The sequence below is a fragment of the Spiroplasma sp. hyd1 genome (assembly GCF_016082235.1).
GTDB classification, from domain to species: domain Bacteria; phylum Bacillota_I; class Bacilli_A; order Mycoplasmatales; family Mycoplasmataceae; genus Spiroplasma; species Spiroplasma poulsonii.
This window is the reverse complement of the sequence record NZ_JXYY01000011.1, coordinates 1-17,010: the sequence shown is the minus strand read 5'-3', so window position 1 is coordinate 17,010 and position 17,010 is coordinate 1. Positions and strand designations below refer to the sequence as shown.

The following is a 17,010-nucleotide window of genomic DNA, read 5'->3' as shown; positions in this document are numbered from 1 at the left end:
GGTTAAGTTATATTAAAAATAAAAACTTAACCTTTTATTTTTTTTATTTTATAAGTTTATACAGGGTAAAATTAGACACTAAAAATAAAAAAATATTTTTTTAATATATTTTAAAATATATTTGATAATTTAACCCTAAAATTAGGTAATAATGGTAAAATAAAATTGAACAGAAATGAGGAAAATTATATGAGTGATAATTATAATTCAGGTTCGATTCAAGTTTTAGAAGGTTTAGAGGCAGTTCGTAAACGTCCGGGAATGTATATTGGGGCCACTAATGTAAGAGGTTTACATCATTTAGTTTGAGAAATTATTGATAATTCTATTGATGAAGTATTAGCCAACTTTGCTAATAAAATTACAATTATAATCAATAAAGATGAATCAATTACAATTACGGATAATGGACGAGGAATTCCAATTGAAATTCACCCCAAAACAAAAGTTTCAACGGTAGAAACTGTTTTTACTGTGTTACATGCTGGAGGAAAATTTGATTCAAACACTTATAAAATTTCTGGGGGTTTACATGGAGTAGGAGCTAGTGTTGTTAATGCTTTAAGTAAATATTTAAAAATTGAGATTAAAAAAAATAATAAACAATATTTAATGGAGTTTCATAATGGTGGTCAAATTTTAACACCAATTAAAGAAGTTGGTCCAACTAATGAAACTGGAACCATAGTTACTTTTTTACCAGATGAAAAGATTTTTAAAGAGACAACAATTTTTAGTTTTTCAACAATTCAAAATCGAATTAAACAATTAGCTTTTTTAAATAAAGGGTTAGAGATATCATTAGTTGATTTACGAGAAGAAGATGAAGAAAAATCAGTTGTTTATCAATTTAATAATGGAATTAAAGATTATGTTTTAGAATTAAATAAAACAATCGGAGCACCATTAAATGATGTTTTTTATGTGGAAGGAATTGAAGATAATATTATTGTTGAATTTGGTTTACAATATAATGATAATTATTCTGAAAATATTTTTTCTTTTTGTAATAACATTAATACTCACGAGGGAGGAACGCACGAAGAGGGAATTAAATTAGCAATTGTGCGAGAATTAAATCATTATTTTAAAAATATTAATAAAAATAATAAGGGAAGTGAAGATAAATTTACTTGAGATGATGTAAAAGAAGGAATGACAACAATTATTTCAATTCGTCATCCTGATCCACAATATGAAGGTCAAACAAAAACAAAATTAGGAAATAGTGAAGTTAAAAAGATTGTGTCAAATATTGTTGGGAAAGGGTTAAATAGTTATTTATTGGAAAATCCCGAAGATGCTAAAAATATTATTGAAAAGATAAATTTATCTTTAAAAGCAAGAATTGCGGCACAACGAGCAAAAGAAACAACTCGTCGAAAAACAGTAATGGATAGTTTTTCTTTACCAGGAAAATTAGCTGATTGTGAAACAAAAGATTCTAATATTGCTGAACTTTATATTGTTGAAGGAGATTCAGCGGGAGGAAGTGCAAAGTCTGGCCGAAATCGAAGATTTCAAGCAATTCTACCATTAAGAGGAAAAATATTAAATGTTGAAAAAGCAAAGCAAATAAAAGTTTTTGAAAATAATGAAATTAATTCTATTATTACAGCATTAGGGGCTGGTATTAAAGATAATTTTAATGAAAAAAAACTACGTTATCAAAAAGTAATTATTATGACTGATGCTGATGTTGATGGCGCTCATATTCGAATTTTATTATTAACATTCTTTTATCGCTATATGAAAGATTTAATTGAAAATGGGAATATTTATATTGCACAACCACCATTATATAAAATTCAAAATGGGAATAATATTCGTTATGCTTATAGTGATAATGAATTAGAAACTTATAAAGAAGAATTATTAGCAAAAAATATTAAAAATTATACGATTCAACGTTACAAAGGATTAGGGGAAATGAATCCCGAACAATTATGAGAAACAACAATGGATCCAGAACGACGATTATTATTAAAAGTGTCTGTTAATAATGCATTTGAAGCAAACTTAATTTGTAATGAATTAATGGGAGAAAATGTTGAACCACGTAAAAAATTTATTCGTGAGAATGCAAAATATGTTAAGAATTTAGATGTCTAAGAGGAGGTGAACAAATTGAATTTAGATAATGATACATATGATTATGATGGTAAAATTCGTGATATTGATATTGCTGATGAAATGAAAAATGGTTTTTTAGATTATGCAATGTCAGTTATTGTTTCACGTGCAATTCCTGATGTTCGTGATGGTCTAAAACCAGTTCATCGGCGAATTATCTATGCCATGTGAGATTTAAATATGACGTATGATAAACAACATAAAAAATCAGCACGAATTGTTGGGGAAGTAATTGGGAAATATCATCCTCATGGTGATACTGCTGTATATGAAGCAATGGTGCGAATGGCACAAGATTTTTCTTATCGTTATCCTTTAATTGATGGTCATGGTAATTTTGGATCAATGGATGGTGATGCACCAGCGGCAATGCGGTATACTGAAGCAAGAATGAGTAAAATTGCTGGTGAACTAATTAAAGATATTGAAAAAGAAACAACCATTTTTATTGATAATTATGATGGTAGTGAACAAGAACCAACTTTTTTACCAGGTTACTTTCCAAATTTACTAGTTAATGGGGCAAGTGGAATTGCTGTTGGAATGGCAACTAATATTCCTCCCCATAATTTAAATGAAGTAATTGACGGTGTTATTGCATTGACAAAAAATGGCGATATTACAACTGTTGAATTAATGAAAATTATTAAAGGACCAGATTTTCCAACAGGAGCCTTAATTACTGCCGGAAATAGTTTAATTAAAGCTTATGAAACAGGGAATGGGACAATTACAATTCGTTCAAAAATTGATATTGAAGAAAATAATAATAAACGTCGTATTATTGTTTCTGAAATTCCATATCAGGTTAATAAAGCAAAATTGTTAGAACGAATTGCTGAATTAGTCCGTGACAAAATTATTAATGGAATTTCTGATCTTCGTGATGAATCAAACATGGAAGGGGTTCGTGTTGTTTTAGAGTTAAAACGGGATGCTCAAGAAAATGTTATTTTAAATAAATTATATAAATTAACACCATTACAAACTAATTTTTCGTTAAATATTTTGGCTTTATATAAAAACCAACCAAAAGTAATGGGGTTAAAACAAATTTTAAAATATTTTGTTGAACACCAAATTGACATTATTGTTAAACGAAGTCAGTTTGAATTACATAAAAATCAGAATCGATTAATAATTTTAGAAGGATTAAAAATTGCGCTTGATCACATTGACGAAGTGATTACCATCATTAAAAAATCACAAACAACACAGATTGCTTTAGAAGCTTTAATTGATAAATTTAAATTAGTTACTGAACAAGCACGAGCAATTTTAGAAATGCGTTTACAACGTTTAACCGGTTTGGAAATTGAAAAAATTAATAACGAAATTAGTGAAATTAAACTAGCAATTATAGCGTTAGAAGAAATTATTAATAATAGTGAAAAGCAAATTGAAATTATGATTAATGAGTTAGTTGAAATTAAGAAAAAATATGGGGATGAACGTCGTAGCCAAATTATTAAAGAAGAATTAACTGAAATTGATCCGGAAGAATTAATTCGTCGTGAAGATATTTTAATTATGTTAACCCAGGATGGCTATGTTAAACGTGTTGCTGATGATACTTTTAAATTACAAAATCGTGGTGGAAAAGGAATTACTGGTTTAGCAAACATGGAAGATAGTTTGAAAAAAATTGTTGGTGCCAATAGTATTGATTCTTTATTGATTTTTTCAAATTTTGGAAAAGTTTATAAACTACGTGCTTATCAAATTGAAACCTACTCGCGACATGCACGAGGATTACCAATTATTAATTTAATTGCAATTGATAAAACGGAGAATATTCAAACAATTCTAGCCTTAGATGAAACAATTATAGAGCAAGATAATTTATTTTTTGTGACAAAAAAAGGATTAATTAAAAAAACAAAGTTAAGTGAATTTAATCAAATTCGTCAAACAGGGAAAGTTGCAATTGAATTAAAGGAAAAAGATGAATTAGTAAGTGTTATTATTACAAAGGGAACTGATGATGTTATTATTGGAAACAACATCGGGAAGGTCATTCGTTTTAATGAAAAAGAAATCAGAGCAATGAGTCGGCAATCTGTTGGTGTTAAGGGAATTTCTAACGATGAAACAGGAGTCACAATTGGGGTAAGTTCTGGACGATCCGCAAAATATGTGTTATCTGTGACAGAGAATGGTTATGCAAAAAAAACACCAATTGAAGACTACCGGTTAACGGGGAGAAATACAAAGGGTGTTAAGTCTATTAACTTAACAGAAAAAACAGGATACTTAAAATTTGCCCAAACAGTTGTTGAAGATGAAGATCTTTTAGTAGGAACAAAGAATGGAAATGTTATTCGCGTTTCATTAGAACAGGTTCCATTGTTTGGCCGAACAACGTCGGGTGTTAAAATTATCCGATTAGATCAAGATGATAAATTAGAAGTTATTGAAATTTTAAAAAAGAAAGACAATAGTGAGTAAGGAGAATACAAAAATGTTAGATCAAAAAAAAGTTGTTGAAAATCTTGACGAAGTAATCAAAAAATTAAGTCGTCGCCAAGATGATTTTTCGTATCTACAAGATGTTAAAAAATTATCAGAGCAACGCCGTGAACTTATTGTTAAATCAGAGAAATTAAAAGAACAACGAAATCTTGAGTCAAAAAAAGTTGGCACATTAGTTGCTGAAAAAAAAGACCATGAAGCAGCAAAAATTAAAGAAATAATTGTCACAATGAAAAAGGAAATGGATATAATTGATAATCAATTGAATCAAGTTGAAGAAAAAATTAGAGCAATCTTAGAAGTTACACCAAACATCCCAGATGATTCAGTTCCAACTGGGCAAGATGAGAACGATAATCTTGAAGTTCGAAAATGAGGAAAAGTTACACCAAACCCAAAGATAAAAGAACATTGAGAAGTAGCTTCAAAACTAGATATTATTGATTTTGAAAGAGGGACAAAATTATCGGGGTCACGCTTTGTTGTTTACAAAGGCATGGGGGCTAAATTAGAGCGAGCTTTAATGAATTTTATGTTAGATGAGCACGCAAAGCGAGGGTATATTGAAATTGAAACACCAATTTTAGTACAACCACAAATTATGTATGGAACAGGAAATTTACCAAAATTTAGAGAAGATACATATTACATTGAAAAAGATAATTTGTATTTAATTCCAACGGCGGAGGTACCGTTAACTAATTTGTATCGGGAAGAAATTTTAGCTGGAAAAGATTTGCCAATTTATCATACTGCTTACACTCCATGCTTTCGCCAAGAAGCAGGCTCAGCAGGACGTGATACAAAAGGAATTATTCGTTTACATCAATTCCGAAAAGTTGAGATGGTTAAATTTACTAAAGCAGAAAATTCGTTTGATGAATTAGAAAAAATGGTCTTAGATGTTGAAAAAATTTTACAATTATTAGAAATTCCATATCGAGTAATCTTATTATGTTCAGGTGATATGGGGTTTTCTTCGACAAAAACATATGATATTGAGGTATGAATGCCAGGACAAAATAAATATCGTGAAATTTCATCATGTTCAAATTGTCTTGACTTTCAATCACGAAGAATGAAAATGCGTTATCGTGACGATAATAATGAAACAAACTTTGTTCATACGCTAAATGGCTCGGGATTAGCGGTTGATCGTTTAATTGTTGCAATTTTAGAAAATTATCAAAATGAAGATGGAACTATTAGTATTCCTAAAAGAATACAAAGTTATTTGCAAGGACAAACAGTTATCGCTTAAAATGTTTCACGTGAAACATTTGACTATTTTAATAAAAGCATAGTCAAACAAAAATTATATGTTATAATTACTTATGTCATTACAATAGTTACATTTGAAACTGGTCAGGACCGGAAGGTAGCAGCCATAAGACTAAGGACTATGTGTAATGACATTTTTTATGATAAGGGTGAGTTTATGAAAGAAAGCGAACTAATTTTTAATAAATTATATAAATTATCACAACGAGCATATAAGAAAAAACATGTTCCAATTTCTGCATTAGTTGTTGATCAAAAAGGTAAAATCATTGCGATTGGTTATAACAAAACAACAAAAAACTCAGTTACAACACATGCTGAGATTTATGCTTTAAATAATGCATGTCGCAAAAAAAGAACAAATAAAATTAGTGATTGTTTAATTTGAGTTACTGTTGAACCATGTATGATGTGTTTAGGAGCAATAATTAATTCAGGAATTAAAGTTATTAATTACTATTTATCAAATGAAAAATTTGGTTTTGTAAAATCAAATCATACTTTTGATTTATCAAAAATGAAAGTTCACCATGTTCGAAAAAATGCAGAAAATATAGTGTTTAAAGATTTAATGAAAAAATTCTTTGAACAATTAAGATAGAATATTTCAAATTAAAGGAGTAAAATAAAATTATAAATTATAAGTTATGGGGGTAAAAAAATGGATTATATTTCATTATATCGTAAATATCGACCAAATATTTTTGACAAAATTGTTGGTCAAGTTGAAATTAGAAAAGCTTTGAAAAATGCAATTAATAATAATAATTTTTCACATGCATATTTATTTTCTGGTCCACGTGGTACAGGAAAAACTTCAATTGCAAAAATATTTGCAAAAGCAATCAATTGTACTAATTTAAATGATGGTAGTCCTTGTAATACTTGTCCAAGTTGTAATGAAATTAATCGTGGTGGAGCAGTCGATGTTTTTGAAATTGATGCTGCTTCAAATAATGGTGTTGATGAAATCAGAGAAATCAGAAATAATGTTCAGTTGTTACCAACAATGGCAAAATATAAGGTTTACATTATTGATGAAATTCATATGTTAACTAATTCAGCTTTTAATGCGTTATTAAAAACATTAGAAGAACCGCCTCAACATGTTGTCTTTATTTTAGCAACAACAGAGAGTCACAAAATTCCAGCAACAATTATTTCACGTTGTCAACAATATAATTTTCGAAAAATACCTAAAGTTGAATTAGAAAATAATATAATTGAAATTTTACAAAAAGAAGAAATTAAATATGATTTAGTTGCAATTAAAGAAATTGCAATTTTAGCGGATGGAAGTGCTCGTGATTCGTTAAGTATTTTAGAACAAGTAATTATGTTTTCTGATCGTAATATTACGTTAGAGAATGTTAATATTATTTTTGCAACAGTTTCAAAAAATATTAAATTAAAATTATTAAAAGATATTTTAGAATTCAAAACAGAAGCGGTCTTACTAACTAGTAAAAAAATTTATGAGGCTGGTTCTGATTTTGAAATTTTAACATTAAATTTATTAGACATTTTAAAAGAAGTGTTTGAATATAAACAAACTGGGAATCTTGTTTTTTTAAATTTATTATCTGAAAACCAAGCAAAAATATTTGCAGCAAAATTAACTGTAGAAGAATTATTAACATTACTTGATTTATTTACTGAAGCGTCGACAAAGATGCGTAGTAGTAGAACACAAGAAATGTATTTTGAATTAATCTTATTAAAAGCGTTATCAATGTTTGAAAGAAATGTTAAAAGTTTAGATGACCTGGAATTAAGTGATCTTACAATTGTTACTAAAACAGAAAAAAACAAAGATAACAAAGTAGATAATTCGGATATAATTACCAAAAATATAGAAATAATGGAAAATAATTCTGTTTATAATGAAGAAAATATTGAAGCAGTTTCAAATTTGCAACAAGTTGAAGAAAAAAATGCTGAACATCTTGAACTGGGTACTGAAAAAAAAATACCAAATTCAGAACCATTATTCCGTAATTTTTCATTATTTGATGATGAAGAATCAAATAATGTTTCTTTGTCACAACCATTGACAACAACATCAGAAAAAGTAACTGATGACGTTGTGTCCGAATTTGATGTTAGTAAAGGTTCTCAGCAGGAGAGCAGTTTTCCGACAGAATTAGAACAAACTCCACACGGGAAAGAGTTAGAAGGTATAACTGATCTGCAAAAGTATCGTGATGATATGAAGAATAAAATTAATATTTATGAACTTAGTAATATTAATTATTCAATTAATCAAATTTTTAATATTTTAATTAAGGCTAATAAAGAAGACCGCGAAAAGTTTGAGAGTAAGTTTATGGAATTAATTAACGAAAAAGGAAAAGTTGTTCAATTAGATAAGCTAATTAGTTTTTATGATGTTAAATATGCTGCCGCATCAGAACAAGGTTTAATTATTGTAACAAATACTAAACCAGAAGCAAATTGAATTAGTTTTGAAATGTGCGATTGAAAATTTCGCAATAAAATTTTCCATGCATTTGATTTTGATTTTATTATCATTGCTTTAAGCGAAAGTGAATGAAATAATGTTCGTGATGATTATGCCAAAATTCGACAAGCAAATAAGTTACCAGAAGTAATGTTAACGGATGTGGAAGAATTTTATCAAAATTTATTAGTTAAACAAATTGATAATTATGATGATCATAAAGAACTTCTTGAGACGGGAAAACAAATTTTTGATAATATTAAGATAATTGATTAATTTATAGGAGACTTAATTATGACTTATGAAGAATTGGTTATGGAATTAAATACTACTTTAGGTGTTGGCAAAAAAGTGGCAGAAAGAATTTTTAATAAGTTAATTATTAAGCCGGAATTATTTGACTCATTAGAGAATGTTTTTAAGGAAATAAAAGATAATTTTCATCAATGCCCAATATGCTCAACATTAATGCAAAATAATGTTTGTTTATTTTGCCAAAATGATTTACGGGATCAAACAAAACTTTGCGTGGTTAGCAATTTTTTTGATGTAATAAAAATTGAAGCAACAAAAGTTTTTAATGGTGTTTATCATGTTTTGAATGGCGAAATTAATGTTAAAAATGGTATTACACCGGATAAATTAACTTTTCCTGTCTTAGAATCTCGAATGAATGATAAAATTATAAAAGAGGTTATTATTGCTGTTGGTGCTACTTTTGAAGGTGAAGTAACAGCACAATACTTAAAAACAGTCTTACAACCTTTTAATGTGAAAATATCACGTTTAGCACGAGGAATTCCAATTGGCGGATCATTAGATTATGTTGATGAAGTAACTTTAAAACAAGCGTTAGAAGGTAGAAAAGATATTTAAGAACGGGGAGAGTGGGTAATAATGCTATTTATAACATTAGAAGGAATTGATGGTTCTGGAAAGACAACAATTTCAAAATTACTAAAAGAAAGACTACGTTCAAAAGGGTACCAAGTTGTTTTAACAAGAGAACCAGGGGGCAATGAAATTGCTGAACAAATTAGAGATGTTATATTAAGTAAGCATAATTTAGGAATGGATCCGTGAACGGAAGCTTTATTGTATATTGCTGCACGAAAACAACACGTTATGGAAGATATTTTACCAGCGTTAAAAGAAGGGGCGATTGTTATTTGCGATCGTTTTATGGATTCAACGTCAGCTTATCAGGGTTATGCTCGTGGTTTAGGAATTCGGACATTAGATGAAGTTCAATCAATTGTCTTAGGAACAACAAAACCAGACTTAACTTTATTTTTTGATATTGAACCAGCAATGGCAAATGAAAGAATGAAAATTAGAAATGAAAATGAAATGAATCGTTTAGACTTGGAGCAAGAATCATTTCATGAAAAAGTATATGAAGGGTATCAGGTATTAATTAGTGAACATTCTGAACGAATTAAAGTAGTTGATGCTCGCAAGTCAGTTAATGATGTTTTAGAACAAGTTTATTATTATGTTGATGAAATAATTCAAAAAATAAAGGATAAGGAAAATGAATAATTTATTTTCACAAAATGATGTAGAAAAAATTGCATTGTTTAAAAATTTAATTTTAAAAAATAATTTATCAAATCAACTTTTAATTTCTTGCAATAATAAAATCAAGTTAGAAACTTTTGCAACTGAAATTATTAAGTTTTTACTATGTCAGGAAAAAAAAGATTCTGATTGTCAATGTGAAACTTGTCAACGCATTAATAATAAAACTTATTATGATTTAAAAATTGGGGGAGATTTTGAAACAACAATTAAAAAAGAAACAATTCAAGAAATTATTCAAACTTTTAGTTATTCAGCATTAGAACAAACGGGAATTAAAGTATATGTTATTAATGGAGCAGATTTATTAACATTAGAAGCCGCTAATTCTTTATTGAAGTTTTTAGAAGAACCTAGTAAAAATACATATGCTTTTTTATTAACAAGAAATAAAACAAAAGTCATTGATACAATCAAGTCACGTTGTTTAAATGTTATTTTAGAAAATACAACTAATGAATTAAATATTGATGAATTTAAAACAAAGTTTATTCAAACTTTTTTTAGAAATTTTGCAAGTACACCAGAAAATAATTTTATTCATATTCGAAAATTAAATGGTTATGATCATTTAGAATCTCATCAACTTTTCTTAGAAATTGCTAATGTTTTGAAACGAAAAGAATGAAGTAAATATGAAATTACAAATCAGACTTTGATTAAAAAACTAAATGATAAAAATACCAAACTAATTGAAATTTCTTATACAATTGCTAATTTATTATTAGAGAATTTAAATAAGGAATTAGTTTTAGAAAAAGGAATGATTGATTTATATAACGAGGTGTAAAGTGAAGGTTTTAAATGATTTATTAGATTATGAGGGAATTAAAATTAATCAACGAACAGATATGTTTATTTTTTCCTTAGATACTGTTTTGTTGGCACGATTTGCAACCTTGAATGCTAAAACAAAAAACATTCTTGATATTGGAACCAATAATGCTGCGATTCCATTAATTTTATCAACATTAACTTCCGCAGCGATTACTGGGATTGAGTTACAACAAGAAGCGGTGCAGTTAGCAGAAGAAAATGTGCTATTAAATCAAAAAACCGCACAAATTAAAATTGTTCATGATGATATTAACGAGTATGTTAAGACAAATACTAATTTTAAATATGATTTGATTTTATGTAACCCACCATTTTTTAAAATTGGTGAATCAAAATTAAACGAAAAAAACAAATTGTTAGTTCCTGCTCGCCATGAAACAACTTTGACATTAGAAGATATTATTTTTGTAGCAAAAAAATTAATTGCTAATCGTGGTTATTTTGCAATAATTCATCGTACGACAAGATTATTTGAAATTACTGCATTATTAATTAAATATGGTTTTAATATTAAACGGTTGCAATTTATTCATCCCTTTCAAGAAAGCGAAGCCAACAATGTTTTAATTGAAGCCCGTTTTCAAGGCGGTGAGGGTCTTATTATTGAAAAACCAATTGTGGTTCATAATAATGATTATCAATATAGTGATACAGTTTTAAAATTATTTCGAAAATAGGTGATTAAAATGGATAACAAACTTTTAAATCGTAATGAAAAATATATTATTGGGGTCTCGGGTGGTCCGGATAGTATGTTTTTACTTGATAACATTTATCATAATCCTGAATTAGATATTAATAATTTTATTGTTTGTTTAGTCAACTATCAAAAACGAGCGGATAGTGATCATGATGAACAAATTGTTCTTGAATATTGCAAAAAACAAAATATTAAAATTTATGTCAAAAAAGTAACATCAGCAGATTATGACAAGTATCAAACAATTTCTCATAATTTTCAAAATGTTGCGCGTGATATTCGTTATGATTTCTTTTTACAGATTAGTAAAAAATATCACTGTCATGGTGTTTTAATTGCGCATAATTTAACTGATCATATTGAAACATATATTTTACAAAAACAACGGAACGGAATTGTTGAATATTATGGTTTAAACCAAATTAGTTATTATCATTCGCACTTATTGGGATCTGAACTTAAAATAATCCGAATGATGTTAAAGATAACTAGAGAAGAGATTATTGAATATCTTTTTCATAACCAAATTAACTATGCAATTGATTCAACCAATATTTTAGGAATTTATAACCGTAATATTATTCGAAATGAAATTCAACAAATTAATTTACAAGATATGTTATTAGAAATTAACCAAAAAAATAATGAGAATAAAGAATTAAAACTATTGGCAAAAGATTATTTAATTGATAATTTTGGACAAATTAATGTTATTAGTTTTAATGCTATCAATAATGTACAGTTACAAAAAATTATTATTTTTAATTATTTTAAAATAAATAAGCTTGTTCAGTTAATTAGTAATAAAAAAAGAAAATTTTTAGATGAAATAATTAAAGAACTAAAAAGTACAAAACCCAATATTATTATTAAAGTTAATAATGATTATTCTTTAGTTAAATCATATGATAATGTTGAAATTATTAATAATAATGTTTTGCAGCCAACAACTGTTAAAGTTACAGCAATAACAAATCTTCCAATTAAATGAAAAGAAAAAATAATTTTGCAAGGAACAAAAAATAGTTATAATTTTAAAATAGCGGCAAACCAATTTCCATTAACAATTACAAATGATGTTCTTTTTTTACAAAAAGTAATTGTTACAAAAACATCTTTGAACCGATGGTTTATTAAAAATAAAATTCCAATTCTAGCTCGGAAAAGTTATTTTATTTTAGATGCTCAAAATCAACTTGTTTTTGTTAACAATTTGGTTGATTTAAAGATTAATAAATTTATTAATAATACTTGACCGGAAAAACACAATTTATTTTTTTTTTATGATAAAATAGTTTAGAATTGGGTCATTATTTTAAATGACTTAAAAAGATTAGTTTCAAAGTCTTATATAGAGAGGAAATGATTATGAATAAAAAAAGAATGTGATTTTCGATCATAAGTGCATTTATTTTTATTGGTTTGATTGTCTTAACAATTCTGTTATGAAAGGGAACAGATGAAACAAAAATTAGTGAAGGTAATATGACTACTATTGGTAATTCGAAACGGTATAACGATAAAGACATTGATGAAATTACCATTAAGGCGGAAGTTGGTCGTAATAGTGTTGTAATGTCTGGGGTTATTAAGTATGTTGAAAATGGTGTTTCAAAAACTGTTCGTTATAGTTCAGAATGAAGTCGCGAAGGATTTAACAATTATACTTATAAAGTGGGGCAAGATCAAAACACTTGAGATCAAAACTTTGGTCCTAAATTAAAAGGTGGTCTTGTTTCAATTGACCGTGAATTTGTACCAGTATGACAAACGGTGTTAATTCAGTTAATTCCATGGGTATTGTTAATAGGAGTTGCTGTCTTTATGATTATGCGGTTGTCAAAAATGGGTGGCGGAATGGGCGGCGCAAATCCATTTTCAATGGGGAAAAATAAAGCTCGTCAAATTCAATCAACAGTTAAATTTTCAGATGTTGCTGGAATTAACGAAGAAAAAACAGAATTAGTTGAATTAGTTGATTACTTAAAAAATCCACAAAAATATTCAAGTATGGGTGCTCGCGCTCCCAAAGGAGTATTAATGGAAGGGCCACCGGGGACAGGGAAAACCTTGTTAGCAAAAGCTGTTGCTGGTGAAGCAGGCGTACCATTCTTTTCAATCTCAGGGTCTGAATTTGAAGAAATGTTTGTTGGGGTTGGTGCTTCAAGAATTCGTGAGATGTTTATTGCAGCAAAAAAAGCAGCACCATGTATTATCTTTATTGATGAAATTGATGCTGTTGGACGAAAAAGAACCGTTTCAATTGGGAGTGGGGCTAATGAACAAACATTAAACCAATTATTAGTTGAAATGGATGGATTTGGAACTAATACCGGAGTTATTGTGATGGCAGCAACTAACCGTGTTGATGTTTTGGATTCAGCATTATTAAGACCTGGTCGTTTTGACCGTCAAATTCAAATCTCATTGCCAGATATTAATGAACGTGAAGCAATCTTAAAATTACATGCCCGTAATAAAGCGGTTTCAACTGAAGTTGATTTTAGACGAATCGCTGAAAGAACACCTGGTTTCTCAGGGGCACAATTAGAAAATGTGTTAAACGAAGCAGCAATTTTATGTGTTCGTAAGAATTTAAAAATTATTACAATTAATATTATCGATGAAGCGATTGATCGTGTTGTTGGGGGACCAGCAAAAGAATCACGTAAATATTCAGTTATGGACAAGGACATTGTTTCATATCATGAAGCTGGACATGCTTTAATAGGATTAAGATTAGAAGCAGCTAGCAAAGTTCAAAAAGTAACAATTATTCCACGTGGTCAAGCTGGTGGATATACAATTATGACACCAAAAGAAGAAACAATGTTCCATAGTAAAGAAAATTTATATGCAACAATTACTGGTTATTTAGGTGGACGTGCGTCAGAAGAAATTATTTTTGGAAAAACTAAAATAACAACTGGTGCGCATGATGACTTAGAAAAAGCAACAAACATTGCACGTCATATGGTTACTGGATATGGAATGAGTTCGTTAGGATTAGTACAATTTGAATCACCAAAAGACGAATATACTGGGGCAACAAAACGTTATTCAGAAGATGTTGCTGCTAAAATTGATACGGAAGTTCGTAAAATTTTAGATGACTGTTATGTTACAGCCAAAGCGATAATTTCAGAAAATCGTGAGTTATTAGATTTAATTGCTGAAAGCTTAAAAATATTAGAGACAATTACTGCTGAGCAAATTGAATATATTAATAAATACAATAAAGTACCAGATGAAGTAGTTCATGAAAAAGAACGAGCAGCTAGACATAAAGAAAAAGAAGCAAAAGGTGAAATTTTAGAAGTTAAACCAAAAGAACGTAAAAAAGACCATCCTGAAGAAGAAAATAATAAGGATTCAGATGATAAAGAGTAGGAATAATCAAACCCTACTCTTTATTTTACTTTTAAAAATAGTTGTACTATAATTGCAGAGTGAACAGAATTATGAAGGAGTTTGATAAAATGAATAAAGATAGAGTAATTAAGGCGATTAGCAATTCTCACAATGTAAAAATGACGGTTGTGGATGCAACTGAATCGCTAAATAACATTATCAAATTACATGAAACCAATCCATTAGCAACAATTGCATTGTCAAGAGTTGTTTTGGCAACAATTTTAATTGGTAGCGATATGAAAAATGCAACTGATAAAATGACAGCTATTATTAATGGAAATGGTCCAATTGGAACAATGATGGCTGAATATACTGGCCATAAAGTTCGTGCTTTTTGTGGGAACCCACAATTTGATGTTGAACAAATTGATCGTAGTAAAAACGTAATTTCACAGGTAGTAGGAACTGATGGTTATTTGCGAGTAATGAAAGACTTGGGAATGAAAGATAGTTTTTCTGGTCAAATTGAATTGATTTCTGGTGAAATTAATTTGGATTTTACTTATTATTTAGCACAAAGCGAACAAATTAAATCGGTAATTGCTTGTTCAATTAAAATGAATGATGACAATACAATTGCTAAAGCAATTGGTTTTTATGCACAATTATTACCAGAACATAAGGATGAAGATATTGATTATTTAGAAGAAAAAGTTGGTAATTTAGAAAGTATTAGTCATAAGTTAATTGCTGAAAGTGATCTAACGAATGTTTTTAAATTAATTGATGAAAATGCAAAAGTATTAGAAACTGATTCTGTGGCATTTGAATGTAGTTGTTCATATGAAAAAGCCTTGGCATCAGCTAAATTATTAGGTGATGAACAATTGAATGAAATTTTAGAAAAAAATAGCGAAGTTGAAATTGTATGTGATTTTTGTCGTAAAAAATATACAATTAAAGTCGCTGACTTAAAAGGATTGTTAAAAGAATAACTTTAATAAATATAAATAAGTTGATAAAATTAAAATAATTTTGTTATTATATTATTATGATAAAAATTAATTGCAAAATGTAATGTGATATTTACCAGGGGAGGAAAAAACAAAATGGCTGAAATGGGAAAAACACCTAGTACAGAAGAAACAAAAGTTAAAGCAAAGCAGTCTAAAGTAAAAGAACCAAAGGAAAAGAAAGAAAAAATCGATTATACTGCAGTTAAAGAATTTAAACAAAAACTAAAAGAACAAAAGAAACAAACTAAATTATATTCAAAACGAATTTTAAAAGGGGAAGTAATTTCAACAATCAAAACAAAACCAGATACAAGTAAATATGTTATTGAATTAGTAGATGTTAAGAAATCATATATTACAGGAGAAGTTGAAACACCAGTTTTAAAAGGAATTGATTTAAAATTAGAAAAAGGAAACTTTATTGTTATCTTAGGTCCTTCTGGATCAGGGAAAACAACCTTGCTAAATATTATTTCAGGATTAGATAAAGTTTCAAGTGGTGATGTTTTTGTTATTGGTTATAATTTGTCTTTATTAAAAGATGTTGATTTAACCAAATTTAGAAGAGATAATATTGGATTTATTTTTCAACAATATAACTTATTAACTAATTTAACTGCAAAAGAAAACGCCGAAGTTGGTGAAAACCTAAGTAAAAATAAAAACAAAGATATGACAATTAAAGATATTTTTGAGACAATTGGAATGGAAGAACAAATGAACAAATATCCTCATCAAATGTCAGGTGGTCAACAACAACGGGTTTCAATTGCTAGAGCATTAGCCAAAAATCCTGACATTCTATTTGGTGATGAACCAACGGGAGCTTTAGATGAAGAAATGGGTCGAAAAGTACTTGAAATTTTAGTCGATGTTAATAAAAAATATAGAACAACAGTCATTATTGTTACCCATAACCCCAATATTGCTGATATTGCAAATACAGTTATTCATGTTCGTAATGGATTAATTGATCAAATTAAGAAAAATACTCATCCAAAAAAACCAAGTGAAATTGATTGGTCTTAATCTATGAAACGGACCGAATATCAAATTAGGTACCTCCTAAACCGCTTAACGGGCGGTTTTTTATTTGCAATCGTACGATAAAATAAGGATTTTTTCAGGTATTTTAAAAGTTAGATACTATTTTTCATTGTTGTCAAATTTTAATC

13 protein-coding genes and 1 other RNA gene are annotated in these 17,010 nt (G+C 28.4%); all 14 read left to right on the top strand.

The features are described from left to right. The first annotated feature begins 189 nt into the window (after positions 1 to 189). On the top strand, positions 190 to 2,112 hold the full coding sequence (gyrB, locus tag TS70_RS02225) for a DNA topoisomerase (ATP-hydrolyzing) subunit B (RefSeq protein ID WP_198049283.1): 1,923 nt from the start codon (positions 190 to 192) through the stop codon (positions 2,110 to 2,112). Positions 2,113 to 2,193: 81 nt separating this feature from the next. Next, entirely contained in the window at positions 2,194 to 4,581 is a 2,388-nt protein-coding gene (gyrA, locus tag TS70_RS02220; protein ID WP_232332342.1) for a DNA gyrase subunit A, read from the top strand. A 13-nt stretch (positions 4,582 to 4,594) separates the two neighbouring features. Then, positions 4,595 to 5,866 (top strand): serine--tRNA ligase, encoded by a 1,272-nt coding sequence (gene serS / locus TS70_RS02215; protein ID WP_198049281.1) that lies wholly within the window; start codon positions 4,595 to 4,597, stop codon positions 5,864 to 5,866. A gap of 70 nt (positions 5,867 to 5,936) precedes the next feature. Next, positions 5,937 to 6,027: signal recognition particle sRNA small type (gene ffs / locus TS70_RS02210), an RNA gene on the top strand. A gap of 16 nt (positions 6,028 to 6,043) precedes the next feature. Beyond that, positions 6,044 to 6,487, top strand: a complete 444-nt coding sequence (locus TS70_RS02205; RefSeq protein WP_040092589.1) for a deaminase — start codon at positions 6,044 to 6,046, stop codon at positions 6,485 to 6,487. A gap of 60 nt (positions 6,488 to 6,547) precedes the next feature. Continuing rightward, a complete protein-coding gene (dnaX, locus tag TS70_RS02200; protein WP_198049280.1) occupies positions 6,548 to 8,623 on the top strand; it encodes a DNA polymerase III subunit gamma/tau in 2,076 nt (691 codons plus the stop codon). Positions 8,624 to 8,641: 18 nt separating this feature from the next. After that, positions 8,642 to 9,223, top strand: a complete 582-nt coding sequence (recR, locus tag TS70_RS02195; protein ID WP_040092406.1) for a recombination mediator RecR — start codon at positions 8,642 to 8,644, stop codon at positions 9,221 to 9,223. 21 nt (positions 9,224 to 9,244) lie between these two features. After that, a complete protein-coding gene (tmk, locus tag TS70_RS02190; RefSeq protein WP_127092461.1) occupies positions 9,245 to 9,889 on the top strand; it encodes a dTMP kinase in 645 nt (214 codons plus the stop codon). Continuing rightward, the gene (locus tag TS70_RS02185; protein WP_127092462.1) at positions 9,882 to 10,718 is read left to right on the top strand and encodes a DNA polymerase III subunit delta'; all 837 of its coding nucleotides are present in this window, start codon (positions 9,882 to 9,884) and stop codon (positions 10,716 to 10,718) included. Before tmk ends, TS70_RS02185 begins: the two co-directional genes overlap by 8 nt. A gap of 1 nt (position 10,719) precedes the next feature. Continuing rightward, complete coding sequence (locus tag TS70_RS02180; protein WP_127092463.1) at positions 10,720 to 11,442, top strand: tRNA1(Val) (adenine(37)-N6)-methyltransferase; 723 nt, start codon at positions 10,720 to 10,722, stop codon at positions 11,440 to 11,442. 9 nt (positions 11,443 to 11,451) lie between these two features. Continuing rightward, positions 11,452 to 12,765 carry a tRNA lysidine(34) synthetase TilS gene (gene tilS / locus TS70_RS02175; protein ID WP_198049279.1) on the top strand — a complete coding sequence of 438 codons (1,314 nt, stop codon included), beginning with the start codon at positions 11,452 to 11,454 and terminating at the stop codon, positions 12,763 to 12,765. Between the two features lie 68 nt (positions 12,766 to 12,833). Further along, positions 12,834 to 14,855 carry an ATP-dependent zinc metalloprotease FtsH gene (ftsH, locus tag TS70_RS02170; protein ID WP_198049278.1) on the top strand — a complete coding sequence of 674 codons (2,022 nt, stop codon included), beginning with the start codon at positions 12,834 to 12,836 and terminating at the stop codon, positions 14,853 to 14,855. A gap of 89 nt (positions 14,856 to 14,944) precedes the next feature. Beyond that, positions 14,945 to 15,814 (top strand): Hsp33 family molecular chaperone HslO, encoded by an 870-nt coding sequence (locus TS70_RS02165; RefSeq protein ID WP_198049277.1) that lies wholly within the window; start codon positions 14,945 to 14,947, stop codon positions 15,812 to 15,814. A 114-nt stretch (positions 15,815 to 15,928) separates the two neighbouring features. After that, complete coding sequence (locus TS70_RS02160; protein ID WP_198049276.1) at positions 15,929 to 16,864, top strand: ABC transporter ATP-binding protein; 936 nt, start codon at positions 15,929 to 15,931, stop codon at positions 16,862 to 16,864. Positions 16,865 to 17,010 lie beyond the last annotated feature (146 nt).